This window comes from Klebsiella sp. C360 (genome assembly GCF_048822415.1).
Classification (GTDB): Bacteria; Pseudomonadota; Gammaproteobacteria; order Enterobacterales; family Enterobacteriaceae; genus Klebsiella; species Klebsiella quasipneumoniae.
This window is the reverse complement of the sequence record NZ_JBMEZZ010000001.1, coordinates 910675-925242: the sequence shown is the minus strand read 5'-3', so window position 1 is coordinate 925242 and position 14568 is coordinate 910675. Positions and strand designations below refer to the sequence as shown.

Here is a 14568-nt window from a genome sequence, read left to right as displayed (position 1 = left end):
CGCTATTTATTCGCTAAAAAATGTTTCGTCCTGCACCGCCAGGTTAACGGCGCGGGTCAGGCGGGACAGCTGTTCAGGCGTGATGATATACGGCGGCATCAGGTAGATCAGGCGGCCAAACGGTCGGATCCACACCCCCTGCTCGACGAAAAAGCGCTGCAGGGCAGCCATATTGACCGGGCGACAGGTTTCAACCACGCCAATAGCGCCCAGCACGCGGACGTCGGCGACCAGGGCGGATCCCCGCGCCGGAGCCAGCTCGGTCTGCAGCTGGGCTTCAATCGCCGCCACCTGCCGCTGCCATTCACCGCTCTCCAGCAGGCGCAGGCTTTCGCTGGCCACCGCGCAGGCCAGCGGGTTGCCCATAAAGGTTGGGCCGTGCATAAAGCAGCCGGCTTCACCGTTGCTGATGGTTTCCGCCACCTCGCGGGTGGTCAGCGCGGCGGAGAGGGTCATGGTGCCGCCGGTCAGCGCCTTGCCCAGACACAGAATATCGGCGGCGATACCGGCGTGCTCGCAGGCGAACAGCTTGCCGGTGCGGCCAAAGCCGGTGGCAATCTCATCGGCGATCAGCAGTATCCCTTCCCGGTCGCACATTTTACGCACCCGCTTCAGCCACTCCGGATGATACATCCGCATCCCGCCCGCGCCCTGAACGATCGGTTCGAGGATCACCGCGGCGATGTCGTGACGGTGCGCGGCCATCAGGCGGGCAAAGGGCACCATATCCATTTCATCCCACTCGCCGTCAAAGCGGCTCTGCGGCGCGGGGGCGAACAGGTTATCCGGCAGATAGCCCTGCCACAGGCTGTGCATCGAGTTCTGCGGATCGCAGACCGACATCGCGCCGAAGGTATCGCCGTGATAGCCGTTGCGGAAGGTCATGAAACGACGACGCGGTTGGCCTTTCGCCTGCCAGTACTGCAGGGCCATTTTCATCGCCACCTCAACCGCTACCGAACCGGAGTCGGCGAGGAAAACGCACTCCAGCGATTGCGGAGTCATTGCCACCAGCTGACGACACAGCGCCACCGCCGAGGGGTGAGTGATCCCGCCGAACATCACGTGCGACATCTGGTCGATTTGCGCTTTCATCGCCGCATTAAGACGCGGGTGATTGTAGCCGTGGATCGCCGCCCACCAGGAGGACATACCGTCAATCAGCTGTTCTCCGCTGGCGAGGGACAGCTCGCAACCGTGGGCGGAAACCACCGGGTAGACCGGCAGGGGGGAAGTCATAGAGGTGTAGGGGTGCCAGATGTGGCGCCGATCGAAGGCGAGATCGTCCAGGGTCATAAGCGACTTGTAAACCATTTTGAAAACATTTAGGTTTACAAGTCTACACTGAACTTACTTACAATGAAACGTACACAAAATATTTCGCGCAGCATCGAGGCGGCAAGCGAGAACATCCCCAGCAGCATAGTTCACTATCTGACAGGGGTGTGCGAGTGCAGCCAACAAAGAGGCTGTGTGAAACAGGTAGTGTACGACCTTTGGAGAGGAAAATGGCTCACCACCCCCGCTGGACAATGTCGCAAGTTACGGAATTATTTAATAAACCGCTGATCGACCTGCTCTTCGAAGCGCAGCAAATCCACCGTCAACACTTTGATCCGCGCCAGGTGCAGGTCAGCACCCTGCTGTCGATCAAGACCGGCGCCTGCCCGGAAGATTGTAAATATTGTCCGCAGAGCGCGCGTTATAAAACGGGTCTCGAAACCGAGCGCCTGATGGAGGTCGAGCAGGTTCTGGAGTCCGCCCGTCAGGCAAAAAACGCCGGCTCCACGCGTTTTTGCATGGGAGCGGCGTGGAAAAACCCCCACGATCGCGATATGCCCTATCTGGAGCAGATGGTGAAAGGGGTGAAGGCTCTGGGGCTGGAGTCGTGCATGACGCTCGGCACTCTGACCGACAGCCAGGCGCAGCGCCTGGCCGAGGCGGGCCTCGATTACTACAACCACAACCTTGATACCTCGCCGGAATTTTACGGCAACATCATCACCACCCGCACCTACCAGGAGCGCCTGGATACCCTGGACAAAGTGCGTGACGCCGGGATCAAAGTCTGCTCCGGCGGTATCGTCGGGCTGGGGGAGACCGTGAAAGACCGCGCCGGCCTGCTGCTGCAGTTGGCCAACCTGCCCACGCCGCCGGAAAGCGTGCCCATCAACATGCTGGTAAAAGTCAAAGGTACGCCGCTGGCGGATAACGACGACGTCGACGCTTTCGATTTTATTCGCACTATCGCCATCGCGCGCATCATGATGCCCACCTCTTACGTGCGTCTCTCCGCCGGCCGCGAGCAGATGAACGAGCAGACCCAGGCGATGTGCTTTATGGCCGGGGCGAACTCCATTTTCTACGGCTGCAAGCTGCTGACCACGCCGAACCCGGAAGAGGACAACGATCTGCAGCTGTTCCGCAAGCTGGGGATCAACCCGCAACAGACGGCGGTGCTGGAAGGCGACAATGAGCAGCAGCAGCGTCTGGAGCAGGCCTTACTCACCCCGGACACTGAGGAATATTACAACGCGGCGGCGCTATGACCTGGCAGCAGCGAATCGATCGGGCGCTGGACGAGCGACGGGCGGCGGATGCCCTTCGCCGCCGCCTGCCGGTGACGCACGGCGCCGGGCGCTGGCTGGAGCGGGAAGGGGAGCGCTGGCTTAACTTCTCCAGTAATGACTATCTCGGCCTGAGCCAGCATCCGGCGATTATCGCCGCCTGGCAGCAGGGGGCGGAACGTTATGGCGTCGGTTCCGGCGGCTCGGGACACGTAAGCGGCTATAGCGAGGCCCACCGCGCGCTGGAAGAGGAACTTGCCGACTGGCTGGGCTACCCGCGCGCATTGCTGTTTATCTCCGGCTTTGCCGCCAATCAGGCGCTGATCGCCGCCCTGGCGGATAAAGAGGATCGGATTGTGGCCGACCGCCTGAGCCACGCCTCCCTGCTGGAGGCGGCCAGTCTGAGCCCGGCGCAGCTACGCCGTTTCGGCCACAACGATCCGCAACAGCTCGCTCAACTGCTGGCTAAGCCGCTGGCGGGCGAACAGTTGGCGGTCACCGAAGGCATTTTCAGCATGGACGGCGACAGCGCGCCGCTGGCGGCCATTCACGCCGCGGCGCAGGCCGCCGGGGCGCTATTGCTGGTGGATGATGCCCACGGCGTCGGCGTGGTCGGCGACGAAGGACGCGGGAGCTGCGCCGCGCAGGCGGTGCGCCCTGAGCTGCTGGTGGTTACCTTCGGCAAGGCGTTCGGCGTCAGCGGCGCGGCGGTGCTGTGCGATGACGCGCTGGCCGATTATCTGCTGCAGTTTGCCCGCCATCTGATCTACAGCACCGCGATGCCGCCCGCCCAGGCGGTGGCGCTGAGCGCCGCGCTGCAGGTGATTCGCAGCGATGAAGGCCAGCGCCGCCGCGACACCCTGGCCGCCCGTATCCGTCAGTTCCGCGCGGGGATGGGCGAGACGTCGCTGGGTTTGACCGACTCCGTTAGCGCGATCCAGCCGCTGATCGTCGGCGATAACGGCCGGGCGCTGAGCCTGGCCAGCCGTCTGCGCGACGCGGGCTGCTGGGCAACGGCGATCCGTCCACCGACGGTGCCGGTCGGCAGCGCTCGTCTGCGCCTGACCCTGACCGCCGCCCATCAGGCTGAGGACATTAACCGTTTACTGGAGGTGCTGCATGGCCACGGTGAATAAGCAGGCGGTCGCCGCGGCGTTTGGCCGGGCGGCCAGCGGCTATTCGCAACATGATGAACTGCAGCGGCGCAGCGCGGAACTGCTGCTGCGCCAGCTGGCGCGTCGCGATTTTCCCCGGGTGCTGGATGCCGGCTGCGGCCCAGGCAGCATGAGCCGCCGCTGGCGTGAGGCAGGCAGCGTGGTGACCGCGCTGGATCTCTCCCCCGGGATGCTGGCCCAGGCGCAGCGTAACGACGCCGCCCAGCATTACCTGCTGGGCGACATTGAGGCGCTGCCGCTGCCTGACGCCTGCGTCGATCTGGCGTGGAGCAATCTGGCGGTGCAGTGGTGCGACGATCTGCGCGCAGCCCTTGGCGAGCTGTACCGGGTGGTGCGTCCCGGCGGCAGCGTGGCGTTTAGCACGCTGCTGGCCGACTCGCTGCCGGAGCTCAATCAGGCGTGGCGGGCCATCGACGACCGGCCGCATGCCAACCGTTTTCTCAGCGAAGCGGCTGTGCGCGAGGCGCTGAGCGGCCTGCGGGCGTCCGGCGAGGTGCATCAGATTAGCCTGCCGTTCGTCGATGCGCTGAGCGCCATGCGATCGCTGAAGGGCATCGGCGCCACCCATTTGCACCAGGGGCGGGCATCGGCCCCGCTTAGCCGCGGCAAACTGCGCGAGCTACAGCTGGCCTGGCCGCAGCGGCAGGGCGTCTGCCCGCTGACGTATTCTCTTTTTACAGGAGTCATTGAGCGTGACTAAACGTTTTTTTGTCACCGGGACCGACACTGAAGTCGGGAAAACCATCGCCAGCAGCGCCCTGCTGCAGGCGGCGAATCAGCTGGGTTTTCACACCGCCGGCTATAAGCCGGTGGCTTCCGGCAGCGAGCTTACCGCCGCCGGGCTGCGTAATGAAGACGCGCTGGCGCTGCAGCGTCATAGCCGGGTCGCGCTGCGCTATGAGCAGGTTAACCCGTATACCTTCGCCGAGCCGACCTCACCGCATATCATCAGCGCCGACGAAGGACGGCCGATCGCCGCGGCGAGGCTCTCCAGCGGGCTGCGCGAGTTAGAACGCCTCGCCGACTGGGTGCTGGTGGAAGGGGCCGGCGGCTGGTTTACGCCGCTTTCGGAAACCCTGACCTTCGCCGACTGGGCGCAGGCGGAGCAGCTGCCGGTGATTCTGGTGGTGGGCGTCAAGCTCGGCTGCATCAACCACGCGATGCTTACCGCCCAGGCGGTACGTCAGGCGGGGCTGCCGCTCGCGGGGTGGATCGCCAATGACGTGCTGCCGCCGGGCAAGCGCCACGCCGAGTATCTGGCGACGCTGAAAAACCGGCTGGCCGCGCCGTTCCTCGGTGAAATACCGTGGCTTGCCGATATCGCGCAGCGCGACGATCTCGGCCAGTATCTGGACCTCAGGGCGCTGGATCCGGCGTCATCCACTGCGCCAGCAGCGGTTCATCCAGCGCCATAATATCGCCTTCGGCGACGTTACGGCCCCGGTGCAAAACACAGAAACGATCCGCCACCCGGCGGATAAAGGGCAGGTGCTGCTCGGCGAGCAGCACCGTCAGGCCGATATCGCGATTCAACCGCAGCAGCAGATCCGCCAGCTTTTGCAGACAGCGCGGCCCTCTGCCGCGCGAGGGTTCATCAAGGATCAGCAGCCGCGGCTGGACAATCAGCGCCCTGGCCAGCGCCAGCTGGTACTGATCGTCGTCGCTCAGCGAGGCGCCTTTGCGCTGCCGTAGGGCATAGAGTTCGGGAAAATGTTCATAGATTTCGCCGCCGCTGGCGTTAGCCCCGGGTTTTCCGGCCGCGAGGGCAATATGTAGATTCTCTTCCACGCTGAGCTGGGAGAAGATGCGTTTATCCTGCGGCACATAGCCGATACCGATGGCGCTGCGCGACTGGGCCGACAGGGGGGTGAGATCCTGCGGCGGGGCGCCAATGTCATGCCAGGTCATCCGGCCGCTGGCCACCGGCAGATGCCCGGCAATGCAGTTAACCAGGGTGGTTTTTCCCATGCCCTCGCGTCCCAGTACGCCAATGCACTCCCCCGGGCGTAGTTCAAGATCGACATTCCACAGCGAATGCTGGTTGCCGTAAAAGTGATTTACTGCCTGTAAATTCAACATGGACGTTTTCTCCTTATCCTGGCGTCAGGGCGACAGAAAGATGCTGCAAAACTCTTGCCAGGAAAAAGAACGCTCGGAAAAAAACGCTAAACGCCGATACCATCAGGCACAGCCAGCGCCGGGGCTGCACTTTTCCGGTGCCCGACGCTAAAGGGTGGTGCAAAAAGCAGCAAAAATCGAGCGGCTTTAAGCGGATAGTTATCAAAAATAGTTCGATAAAAATTTTTCGCCGCGCGGTTTAGGCCGCCAGACGATTTGCGCCGGGCGGCGGCGGTCTTGGGCTGCAGACAGTTATCCACTATTCCTGTGGATAACCTTGTGTATTAGAGTTAGAAAACCTGCGGTAAGCTAGAGCGTACGCGGCTTGCGGCTGAATTGGCGCGAAAGGCGTCTTTTCTTTAAAAGCATTAAATATCAGCTTGTTAGATAAAATCAATGGGTGTAAGAAAAGCGTCATCTTCTGCCATAAAACTTTCACCCGTCCGCTTGACAAATGTTAAAAGGTAAAAATTTCTGGGGATAACCCTGACGGCCGGAGGATTATTCCGCCCGGCGCGCGTTTTATATCCCGGTTGCCGGCAAAAAAGGCCAAATCGTGGCGCTATCATAATCACGTACTGTTTAAATATCCAGTATATTTTGTTGGCAAAAAACGGCCCGAGGGGTAGAATTAAACACCGGCCGCTAAATCTTTTTCAGGTTCTGATTGATGAGTAAATCGTTTGTTCTGCATTCCGCCTTTCGCCCCTCCGGAGACCAACCGGAAGCCATCCGCCGCCTGGAAGAGGGGCTGGAGGATGGGCTCGCGCATCAAACGCTGCTGGGGGTCACCGGCTCCGGTAAAACCTTTACCATCGCCAACGTGATTGCCGATCTGCAGCGGCCGACGATGGTGTTGGCGCCAAACAAAACCCTGGCGGCCCAGCTCTACGGCGAGATGAAAGAATTTTTCCCCGAGAATGCCGTCGAGTATTTCGTCTCCTACTACGATTACTACCAACCGGAAGCCTACGTCCCCAGCTCAGATACCTTCATTGAGAAGGACGCCTCGGTAAACGAACATATCGAGCAGATGCGCCTGTCGGCCACTAAAGCGCTGCTCGAGCGGCGCGATGTGGTGGTGGTGGCCTCGGTCTCGGCTATCTACGGCCTCGGCGACCCGGACCTGTATCTGAAAATGATGTTGCATCTGACGGTGGGGATGCTGATTGACCAGCGGGCGATCCTGCGCCGCCTGGCCGAGCTGCAGTATACCCGCAACGATCAGGCCTTCCAGCGCGGCACCTTCCGCGTGCGCGGCGAGGTGATCGACGTCTTCCCGGCGGAATCCGACGATATCGCCCTGCGCATTGAGCTGTTTGACGAAGAAGTTGAGCGCCTGTCGCTGTTCGACCCGCTTACCGGCCATGTGGAATCGACGGTGCCGCGCTACACCATTTATCCCAAGACGCACTACGTGACGCCGCGGGAACGCATCGTCCAGGCGATGGAAGAGATTAAGCTGGAGCTGGCGGAGCGGCGCAAGGTGCTGCTGGCCAACAACAAGCTGCTGGAAGAGCAGCGCTTAACCCAGCGCACCCAGTTCGATCTCGAAATGATGAACGAGCTGGGCTACTGCTCGGGCATTGAAAACTACTCGCGCTTCCTCTCCGGGCGCGGGCCCGGCGAGCCGCCGCCCACCCTGTTCGACTACCTGCCGGCAGACGGCCTGCTGGTGATCGACGAATCCCACGTCACGGTGCCGCAGATCGGCGGCATGTACCGCGGCGACCGGGCGCGCAAAGAGACGCTGGTGGAGTACGGCTTCCGCCTGCCGTCGGCGCTGGATAACCGGCCGATGAAGTTTGAAGAATTCGAAGCGCTGGCGCCGCAAACCATCTACGTGTCGGCGACCCCCGGCGCCTACGAGCTGGATAAATCCGGCGGCGAGGTGGTGGATCAGGTGGTGCGTCCGACCGGTCTGCTGGACCCGATCATCGAAGTGCGGCCGGTGGCCACCCAGGTCGACGACCTGCTGTCGGAGATCCGCCTGCGCACGGCCATCAACGAGCGCGTGCTGGTCACCACCCTCACCAAGCGGATGGCGGAAGACTTAACCGAGTACCTTGAGGAGCACGGCGAGCGGGTGCGCTATCTGCACTCGGATATCGACACCGTCGAACGTATGGAGATTATCCGCGACCTGCGTCTTGGCGAGTTTGACGTGCTGGTGGGGATCAACCTGCTGCGTGAGGGGCTGGATATGCCGGAGGTGTCGCTGGTGGCGATCCTCGATGCGGACAAAGAGGGCTTCCTGCGCTCCGAACGCTCGCTGATCCAGACCATCGGCCGCGCGGCGCGCAACGTCAACGGCAAGGCTATTCTGTACGGCGATAAGATCACTCCCTCGATGGCGAAAGCCATCGGTGAGACGGAGCGGCGACGGGAGAAGCAGCAGCGCTACAACGAAGAGCATGGCATTGTGCCGCAGGGGCTGAACAAGAAAGTGGTGGATATCCTGCAGCTGGGCCAGAGCCTGGCGAAAACCAAAGCCAAAGGGCGCGGTAAAGCGAAGGCCGTCGAGCCTGCCGGGCTCAGCGGCGTGGATATGACGCCAAAAGCGCTGCAGCAGAAAATCCACGAGCTGGAAGGGCAGATGATGCAGCACGCGCAGAACCTCGAGTTCGAAGAGGCGGCGCAAATTCGCGACCAGCTGCATCAGCTGCGCGAACTGTTTATCGCCGCCTCCTGAGTGTTGGCGCATACCGCGGGACGGGGATAGGCGAGGGCGCAGTGAAGGTACGGCGCTGCGCTGACCGTTCCGCAGCCAGATAACCCACGGCGGAGAAGAAAAAAGGCCGCAAAGCGGCCTTCTTAATGTTTGCTTAATCTCGCCAGGCGACACTATCCTCAACCTGATGAGGATAGCGCCCATGCAAAAAATCAACTTCCGTGAATATCTGGCGGTCGCCACCGCCCTGGTCATTATTGTTGCCTTCTTCCATCAGTGGGTGCTGACGTTCTGACCCGCACGCCGCGGGAATAACACCCACGCGCGGACCCCTGGCCCCGGCTGGCGGTTATGCAAAAAGAACTGGGCGTCATGCAGCTGAGCGATGCGCGTGACGATGCTCAGTCCGAGCCCTATGCCGCCGTAGCGACTGTCCATGCGTACAAAGGCCTTACTGAGTTCGCCGCTTTTCGCCTCATCAATTCCCGGTCCTTCATCTTCCACTGCCATCACCGGCATCAGACCCGCTTTCACCGACACGCGGATCGTCGACCCTTGCGGGCTGTAGCGATGGGCATTCTCCACCAGATTGCGCAGAATGACGCGGATGAGCGTCGCGTCGCCAGAGACGACGGCCTCGCTTTCGACATCCGTCAGCAGCAGCCGTTGCTGGCGCTCGGCCAGCATGGTCTCCAGCTCATCCTGCAGCGGTTTGACCACGTCATCCAGCAGCAGCACCTGCTGATAGCTGCCGGCGGAAAAGGACTGACCGACGCGCGCCAGCTGCAGCAGCTGCGAAATGCTGGTGGTCATCTGGTCGAGGCGCTGGATCAGCGGGTCGACGCCCATGCCATGCACTTTCGCCAGCAGCTCAAGGTGCAGCCGCAGCCCGGCCAGCGGGGTGCGCAGCTCATGCGCCACGTCGGCGGTAAACAGCCGTTCGCGGTCAAGGGTCAGATTGAGGCGGGAAACCAGCTGATTCAGGGCGGTGGTCACCGCCGTCACCTCAGGTACCGATTCGCTGAGCACGATGGGGGTGAGGTTGTCCGGCGTGCGACTCTCCAGCTCGCTTTGCAGACGTGAAAGCGGGCGGGTGATTTTGCGTACCGCCAGCATGCTGATATACAGCGCCAGACCCACGATCAACAGGCTCGGCACCAGCAGGCTGGCGACCGCTTCCCTTACCTCATGCTCCACATGCTTCTGATTGTTGTGCCCTTCGATGGCGCTGGCCACCAGCAACTGGATCTGCTCTTTGCTCTCATGCCATAGCCAGAAGACGCTGATCAGCTGACAGACCACCAGAATGGCGCCGATGGTCAACAGCAGCCGGTGGCGTATGGTCCAGTTTTCGGTTGCAAACAGAGCCATGGTCTATTCCGTCTCGTTGTGGTTAGCCAGCATATAGCCGAAGCCCCTGACGGTGCGGATCCGCGATTTGCCAATCTTATCGCGCAGGTTGTGGATGTGCACTTCCAGGGTATTGGTCGCTGGCTCATTGTCCCAGCTGTAGATATCGTTGTAGAGGATCTCGCGATGTACCGGGCTGCCGGCTTTCATCATCAGTCGCGATAGCAGGGCATACTCCTTCGGCGTCAGATCCAGCGCCGTCTCACCGAGCCACACCTGGCGACGGGTGACGTTGAGGCGCAGGTCGCCGACGCTGATTTCGTTATCGCCCTGATTATTATGCCGACGGAGCAGGGCGCGAATGCGCGCGTTCAGCTCTTCCAGGGCAAAGGGTTTCACCAGATAGTCATCCGCGCCGGTGTCGAGACCGCTAATGCGATCCTCAAGGGTATCGCGGGCGGTGAGGATCAGCACCGGCTGAGTCATTTTCTCCCGTCGCATGCGGGCGAGAAAATGCAGGCCGTCTTCGTCCGGCAGGCCAAGATCGAGCACGATCAGGCTATAGTGATTGCTGGCCAGCGACAGCGCCGCTTCGTGCGCTGTGGAGACGCCGTCGCACACGTATCCTTCACTTTGCATCGCCAGGATTAACCCCTGCAACAGCAGCGCATCGTCTTCAATGACTAAGATTTTCATCAACCAGCCTCTCTACATGGCGTTAAAATATCATCTGCCGCCTGGTACTCGTGGGTGCTGACGCCGAGCAGGCCGAGCAGGGTGGAGAACAGATTATCCTGCGAGTAATTCTCTTTTTTCGCTCGCTGCTGCAGACACTGCGCGGAAATGCCGTAGCGTTGCTGGTAGTCGGCAGAGAGCCACATCACCATCGGCACGTGTTTCTGCGTATCGGGCGCGATAGAGTACGGCAGACCATGCAAATAGACCCCATCTTCCCCTAACGACTCGCCGTGGTCGGAAAGATAGACCAGGCTGGTAGTGAATTTGTCCTGTTTCGCCTGCAGGAGTTTTATCGCTTTATCCACCACGTGGTCGACGTACAGGATGGTGTTGTCATACGTGTTGGTCAACTGCTCCCGGGTACAGCCCTGGATCTCATTGGTGTCGCAGGTTGGGGTGAATTTTTTGAATTCAGCCGGATAGCGATTGTAGTACGTCGGCCCATGGCTGCCGATGGTATGCAGCACAATAATGCCATCCTGTTGCAGGTTATCGATATAGCTGTCGAGATGATGGAACAGCACGTCATCGTAGCACTCGCCGTCGATGCACTGCCCGGTTAGCTTCAGATCGGTCACGTTCTGATGCGGTACCCGATCGCAGGCCCCCTTGCAGCCGCCATCGTTGTCGTTCCACAACACCTGAATGCCGGCGCGCTGCAGAATATCCAGCACCCCTTCCTGATGATGGGCCAGCTCTTCGTCATAGTGCGCGCGCGGCATGTTGGAGAACATGCACGGCACCGAGACCGCCGTGGCGGTTCCGCAGGAGGTGGTGTGCGGGAAGTAGATCACCCCGTCCTGTTGCATCAGCGGGTTGGTGTCGCGCGGATATCCGCCCAGCGAGAAGTTGTCCGCCCGGGAAGTTTCGCCCAGCACCACAATCGTCAGGTTCTTACGGGGACCGTTATGCATCACCGGTTTCTGTTTGGCATCTTCGCCAATCTTCACCAGCGGCAGGTTGTCCATGCGATGGTGCGCATACCAGGAGTTCACCGCCACAATGCTGTTGGAGGGACTCAGGGATTTCACCAGCTCCTTGTTGTTGCGAAACAGCGAGGCATAGTCTTTATAAAAGAGGACGGCAATCAGGACGATCAGCAGCGCGGAGGCCACCATATTCACCAGGCGCCAGGCCACGCCGCGCCATAGCGTGGCCGGTTTACGAATTTTAACCCACCAGGCGACCAGCACCGCCAGCACCCCGGAGAGTCCAAGGACAACGATCATTTCGCCGGAGAGCAGGGCAAAGCTCTCCGCTGGGGTGGTGTCGAGGATGTTGGTGATCATGCTGCGGTCGATCACCACGCCGAAGCTCCAGATGAAGTACTGCGCCGATGCGCTGAGCAGAATAAAAAGGCTAATCACCAGCCGGTCAAGCTTGAGGAACGAGGCGAGGGTGGTGAGGATATTCATCACGCTGAATGCCACCAGCGGCATACTCAGAAACACCAGCGCGGTGTGCAGGTTGTTCACCGGCAGCAGCGTATACGCCTGGCGGTAGAAGGCGAGGTTAAGAAAAAGCCCGATATAGACCGCGAAAATAATCAGATAAGTCGTGCGGCTGACGACCGGCCGACGCAGAGGCAATAACGACATAGTACATACCCACAGGAAGAGATAAGGGTATAGTGCCAGCTCTGTTTTAAGACAACCTTAAGATTTTAAGGTGCGCCGAAAGCCGAGCCTTCGGCGCGCAGGTTCAGCCCGGCAGCTGGAGCGCTTTCTCCAGCGCCCCGCGAAGCAGCGCCCGGTCATGGCGGTAGGGCACGTCGCTGGCTTCCAGCGGCGTCTGGATCACCAGCCGGTCGTCGATGCCGCTAATATCGGCTTTTGGGCCGGCGATGACTGCATCCACCACCCGCTTGCCCACGTAGCGCTCCATAATCGCGATGCGCTCCGCCAGCGACAGCCTCGCGGCCGGGCTGTGCTCTTTGCCGAGGTTATCAATAAACACCATCGGCGCCGGAGTGCGACGCAGCGCCTGGGCCATCTCGTCAAGCAGCAGGATCGGCAGCAGGCTGGTATAGAAACTGCCCGGGCCGATGAGGATCAGATCGGCTTCGGCGATGGCCTCTACCGCCTCGCGGGTGGCCGGTACCGGCGGGGTGAGCATCAGCTCCTGCGGCACGCTATCCAGCTGATCGATATTCACTTCACCGTATACTTCATGGCCTTCATGATCGAGCGCCATCAAATCCACCGGTTGTTCCGACATCGGAATAAGAAAAGCGTCCACTTTGAGCAGGTTTCTGATCAAATTGATCGCTTCTAACGGCCGCACGCTGAGGTGATCCAGCGCCTTTAACATCAGATTTCCCAGGTTATGGCCGGAAAGCTCGCCATTGCCGCTAAAACGGTACTCAAACATCGCCGACGCCACGCTCGGCTCGGCGATTAACTGATTGATGCAGTTGCGCATATCGCCCCAGGCAATGCCGCCTTCCGAGCGGCGGATCCGCCCGGTGGATCCCCCGTTGTCGGTGGTGGTCACAATGCCGGTCAGCCGTGAGCCCAGCGAGGAGAGGGAGGACATCACCCGACCCAGACCATGCCCGCCGCCGAGCGCCACCACCCGATCCAGGTCAGCGAATGTACGATTGCGCATAGAAATTCCTTATTTCACATAAACGGCCACACACTACCCGATCTACCCCTAAAAGACGATGGGAGGAGCCCGACAAACTGACCGATATCAAGGCAAAAAGATGATTTATGGCTATTCTGTAACGAAAATGCACGAAGGTAGCGATATATACAAGAATATATAGCGAAATCGCAAATGGCGAAACCGCCTGGAACGCGCTACTATCGGCATAACCTGTTAACACTCTAGCCTCTTCGCCTGTGTCAAAAGATATGGCGGTTTGGCCGCGACGCCGCCGGTTGTCGCCAGGGCGTGGGAAGAAATGACCGCGTCTCCCGTATTTGGAAAGGTGTATATGGCCTCACAGCTTACCGATGCATTCGCGCGTAAGTTTTATTACCTGCGTCTGTCGATTACCGATGTGTGCAATTTTCGTTGCACCTACTGCCTGCCGGATGGCTACAAGCCCGGCGCCGTCAATAACAACGGCTTTCTCAGCGTAGACGAAGTGCGCCGGGTTACGCGCGCTTTCTCCGCGCTGGGCACTGAAAAAGTTCGCCTCACCGGTGGGGAACCCTCCCTGCGCCGTGACTTCACCGAGATCATCGCCGCCGTGCGTGAAAACCCGGCGATCCGTCAGATTGCCGTCACCACCAACGGTTACCGCCTGGCGCGCGATGTCGAACGCTGGCGCGATGCCGGGCTGACGGCGATCAACGTCAGCGTCGATAGCCTCGACGCCCGCCAGTTCCATGCCATCACGGGCCAGGACAAATTCCACCAGGTGATGGACGGGATTGACGCCGCTTTCGCCGCGGGCTTTGACAAGGTGAAGGTGAATACCGTGCTGATGCGCGATGTTAACCATCACCAGCTTGATACCTTCCTCGCGTGGATCCAGCCGCGTCGAATTCAGCTGCGGTTTATTGAGCTGATGGAAACCGGCGAGGGCAGCGACCTGTTCCGCCGTCACCATCTCTCCGGCATGGTGCTGCGCGACGAGCTGCTGCGCCGCGGCTGGATCCACCAGATCCGCCAGCGCAGCGATGGTCCGGCGCAGGTCTTTTGTCATCCGGACTACGCCGGCGAGATCGGCCTCATCATGCCGTACGAAAAAGACTTCTGCGCCACCTGCAACCGTCTGCGCGTCTCCTCCGTCGGCAAACTGCACCTGTGCCTGTTTGGCGAAGGCGGCGTCGACCTGCGCGACCTGATGGCCGATGATCGGCAGCAGGCTGCGCTGGAAGCGCGGATCGCCGAAGCCTTAACCCACAAAAAGCAGACCCATTTCCTGCATCAGGGCAACACCGGCATTACGCAGAACCTGTCCTATATTGGCGGATAATCGTATTCGAAAGGAGCA

General features: G+C 60.6%; 13 protein-coding genes and 1 riboswitch. Of the genes, 6 read left to right on the top strand and 7 right to left on the bottom strand.

The features are described from left to right. Positions 1 to 6: 6 nt before the first annotated feature. Positions 7 to 1296 (bottom strand): adenosylmethionine--8-amino-7-oxononanoate transaminase, encoded by a 1290-nt coding sequence (gene bioA, locus ACOI7D_RS04630; protein ID WP_109547559.1) that lies wholly within the window; start codon positions 1294 to 1296, stop codon positions 7 to 9. A gap of 212 nt (positions 1297 to 1508) precedes the next feature. On the opposite strand from bioA, the gene bioB reads away from it, so the two are divergent. From bioB to bioD, 4 genes are read left to right on the top strand one after another with little or no spacing between them, the layout of a single operon-like run. Then, positions 1509 to 2549 carry a biotin synthase BioB gene (gene bioB, locus ACOI7D_RS04625; protein ID WP_065881927.1) on the top strand — a complete coding sequence of 347 codons (1041 nt, stop codon included), beginning with the start codon at positions 1509 to 1511 and terminating at the stop codon, positions 2547 to 2549. Beyond that, on the top strand, positions 2546 to 3703 hold the full coding sequence (bioF, locus tag ACOI7D_RS04620; protein WP_049014540.1) for an 8-amino-7-oxononanoate synthase: 1158 nt from the start codon (positions 2546 to 2548) through the stop codon (positions 3701 to 3703). Before bioB ends, bioF begins: the two co-directional genes overlap by 4 nt. Next, positions 3687 to 4442 carry a malonyl-ACP O-methyltransferase BioC gene (gene bioC / locus ACOI7D_RS04615; RefSeq protein WP_060592282.1) on the top strand — a complete coding sequence of 252 codons (756 nt, stop codon included), beginning with the start codon at positions 3687 to 3689 and terminating at the stop codon, positions 4440 to 4442. Before bioF ends, bioC begins: the two co-directional genes overlap by 17 nt. Then, positions 4435 to 5157 (top strand): dethiobiotin synthase, encoded by a 723-nt coding sequence (gene bioD, locus ACOI7D_RS04610; RefSeq protein ID WP_023288916.1) that lies wholly within the window; start codon positions 4435 to 4437, stop codon positions 5155 to 5157. The genes bioC and bioD overlap by 8 nt, the downstream gene beginning before the upstream one ends. Here the strand turns inward: bioD and ACOI7D_RS04605 are convergent. Further along, complete coding sequence (locus tag ACOI7D_RS04605) at positions 5099 to 5821, bottom strand: ABC transporter ATP-binding protein (protein WP_017900923.1); 723 nt, start codon at positions 5819 to 5821, stop codon at positions 5099 to 5101. The two genes, bioD and ACOI7D_RS04605, sit on opposite strands and share 59 nt — an antisense overlap. 86 nt (positions 5822 to 5907) lie before the next feature. Beyond that, the gene (locus ACOI7D_RS04600; RefSeq protein WP_032428688.1) at positions 5908 to 6120 is read right to left on the bottom strand and encodes a hypothetical protein; all 213 of its coding nucleotides are present in this window, start codon (positions 6118 to 6120) and stop codon (positions 5908 to 5910) included. Between the two features lie 410 nt (positions 6121 to 6530). Here ACOI7D_RS04600 and uvrB point away from each other — a divergent pair, with 410 nt between their 5' ends. Continuing rightward, positions 6531 to 8552, top strand: a complete 2022-nt coding sequence (uvrB, locus tag ACOI7D_RS04595) for an excinuclease ABC subunit UvrB (RefSeq protein ID WP_004886127.1) — start codon at positions 6531 to 6533, stop codon at positions 8550 to 8552. Positions 8553 to 8804: 252 nt separating this feature from the next. Here uvrB and pmrB read toward each other — a convergent pair whose 3' ends face one another. The 4 genes from pmrB to yvcK all read right to left on the bottom strand — a co-directional run bounded on the left by pmrB (position 8805) and on the right by yvcK (position 13226). Beyond that, positions 8805 to 9902: a two-component system sensor histidine kinase PmrB gene (gene pmrB / locus ACOI7D_RS04590; RefSeq protein WP_060592285.1), complete on the bottom strand. Its 1098-nt coding sequence runs from the start codon at positions 9900 to 9902 to the stop codon at positions 8805 to 8807. Between the two features lie 3 nt (positions 9903 to 9905). Next, positions 9906 to 10577, bottom strand: coding sequence for a two-component system response regulator PmrA (gene pmrA, locus ACOI7D_RS04585; RefSeq protein ID WP_023288918.1), 672 nt, complete (start codon positions 10575 to 10577; stop codon positions 9906 to 9908). Continuing rightward, positions 10577 to 12217: a phosphoethanolamine transferase EptA gene (gene eptA / locus ACOI7D_RS04580; RefSeq protein ID WP_050532957.1), complete on the bottom strand. Its 1641-nt coding sequence runs from the start codon at positions 12215 to 12217 to the stop codon at positions 10577 to 10579. The genes pmrA and eptA overlap by 1 nt, the downstream gene beginning before the upstream one ends. 103 nt (positions 12218 to 12320) lie before the next feature. Beyond that, entirely contained in the window at positions 12321 to 13226 is a 906-nt protein-coding gene (gene yvcK / locus ACOI7D_RS04575; protein ID WP_023288920.1) for a uridine diphosphate-N-acetylglucosamine-binding protein YvcK, read from the bottom strand. A gap of 208 nt (positions 13227 to 13434) precedes the next feature. Next, positions 13435 to 13573: riboswitch (molybdenum cofactor riboswitch) on the top strand. Between yvcK and moaA the strand changes: the two genes are divergently transcribed. Beyond that, positions 13561 to 14550 (top strand): GTP 3',8-cyclase MoaA, encoded by a 990-nt coding sequence (moaA, locus tag ACOI7D_RS04570; RefSeq protein WP_017900173.1) that lies wholly within the window; start codon positions 13561 to 13563, stop codon positions 14548 to 14550. (Overlaps the previous riboswitch by 13 nt.) Positions 14551 to 14568 lie beyond the last annotated feature (18 nt).

Coding starts and splice junctions, on each gene's coding strand:
- bioA (WP_109547559.1), bottom strand. CDS start 1,296: ATGACCCTGGACGATCTCGCCTTCGATCGGCGCCACATCTGGCACCCC.
- bioB (WP_065881927.1), top strand. CDS start 1,509: ATGGCTCACCACCCCCGCTGGACAATGTCGCAAGTTACGGAATTATTT.
- bioF (WP_049014540.1), top strand. CDS start 2,546: ATGACCTGGCAGCAGCGAATCGATCGGGCGCTGGACGAGCGACGGGCG.
- bioC (WP_060592282.1), top strand. CDS start 3,687: ATGGCCACGGTGAATAAGCAGGCGGTCGCCGCGGCGTTTGGCCGGGCG.
- ACOI7D_RS04605 (WP_017900923.1), bottom strand. CDS start 5,821: ATGTTGAATTTACAGGCAGTAAATCACTTTTACGGCAACCAGCATTCG.
- uvrB (WP_004886127.1), top strand. CDS start 6,531: ATGAGTAAATCGTTTGTTCTGCATTCCGCCTTTCGCCCCTCCGGAGAC.
- pmrB (WP_060592285.1), bottom strand. CDS start 9,902: ATGGCTCTGTTTGCAACCGAAAACTGGACCATACGCCACCGGCTGCTG.
- pmrA (WP_023288918.1), bottom strand. CDS start 10,577: ATGAAAATCTTAGTCATTGAAGACGATGCGCTGCTGTTGCAGGGGTTA.
- eptA (WP_050532957.1), bottom strand. CDS start 12,217: ATGTCGTTATTGCCTCTGCGTCGGCCGGTCGTCAGCCGCACGACTTAT.
- yvcK (WP_023288920.1), bottom strand. CDS start 13,226: ATGCGCAATCGTACATTCGCTGACCTGGATCGGGTGGTGGCGCTCGGC.
- moaA (WP_017900173.1), top strand. CDS start 13,561: ATGGCCTCACAGCTTACCGATGCATTCGCGCGTAAGTTTTATTACCTG.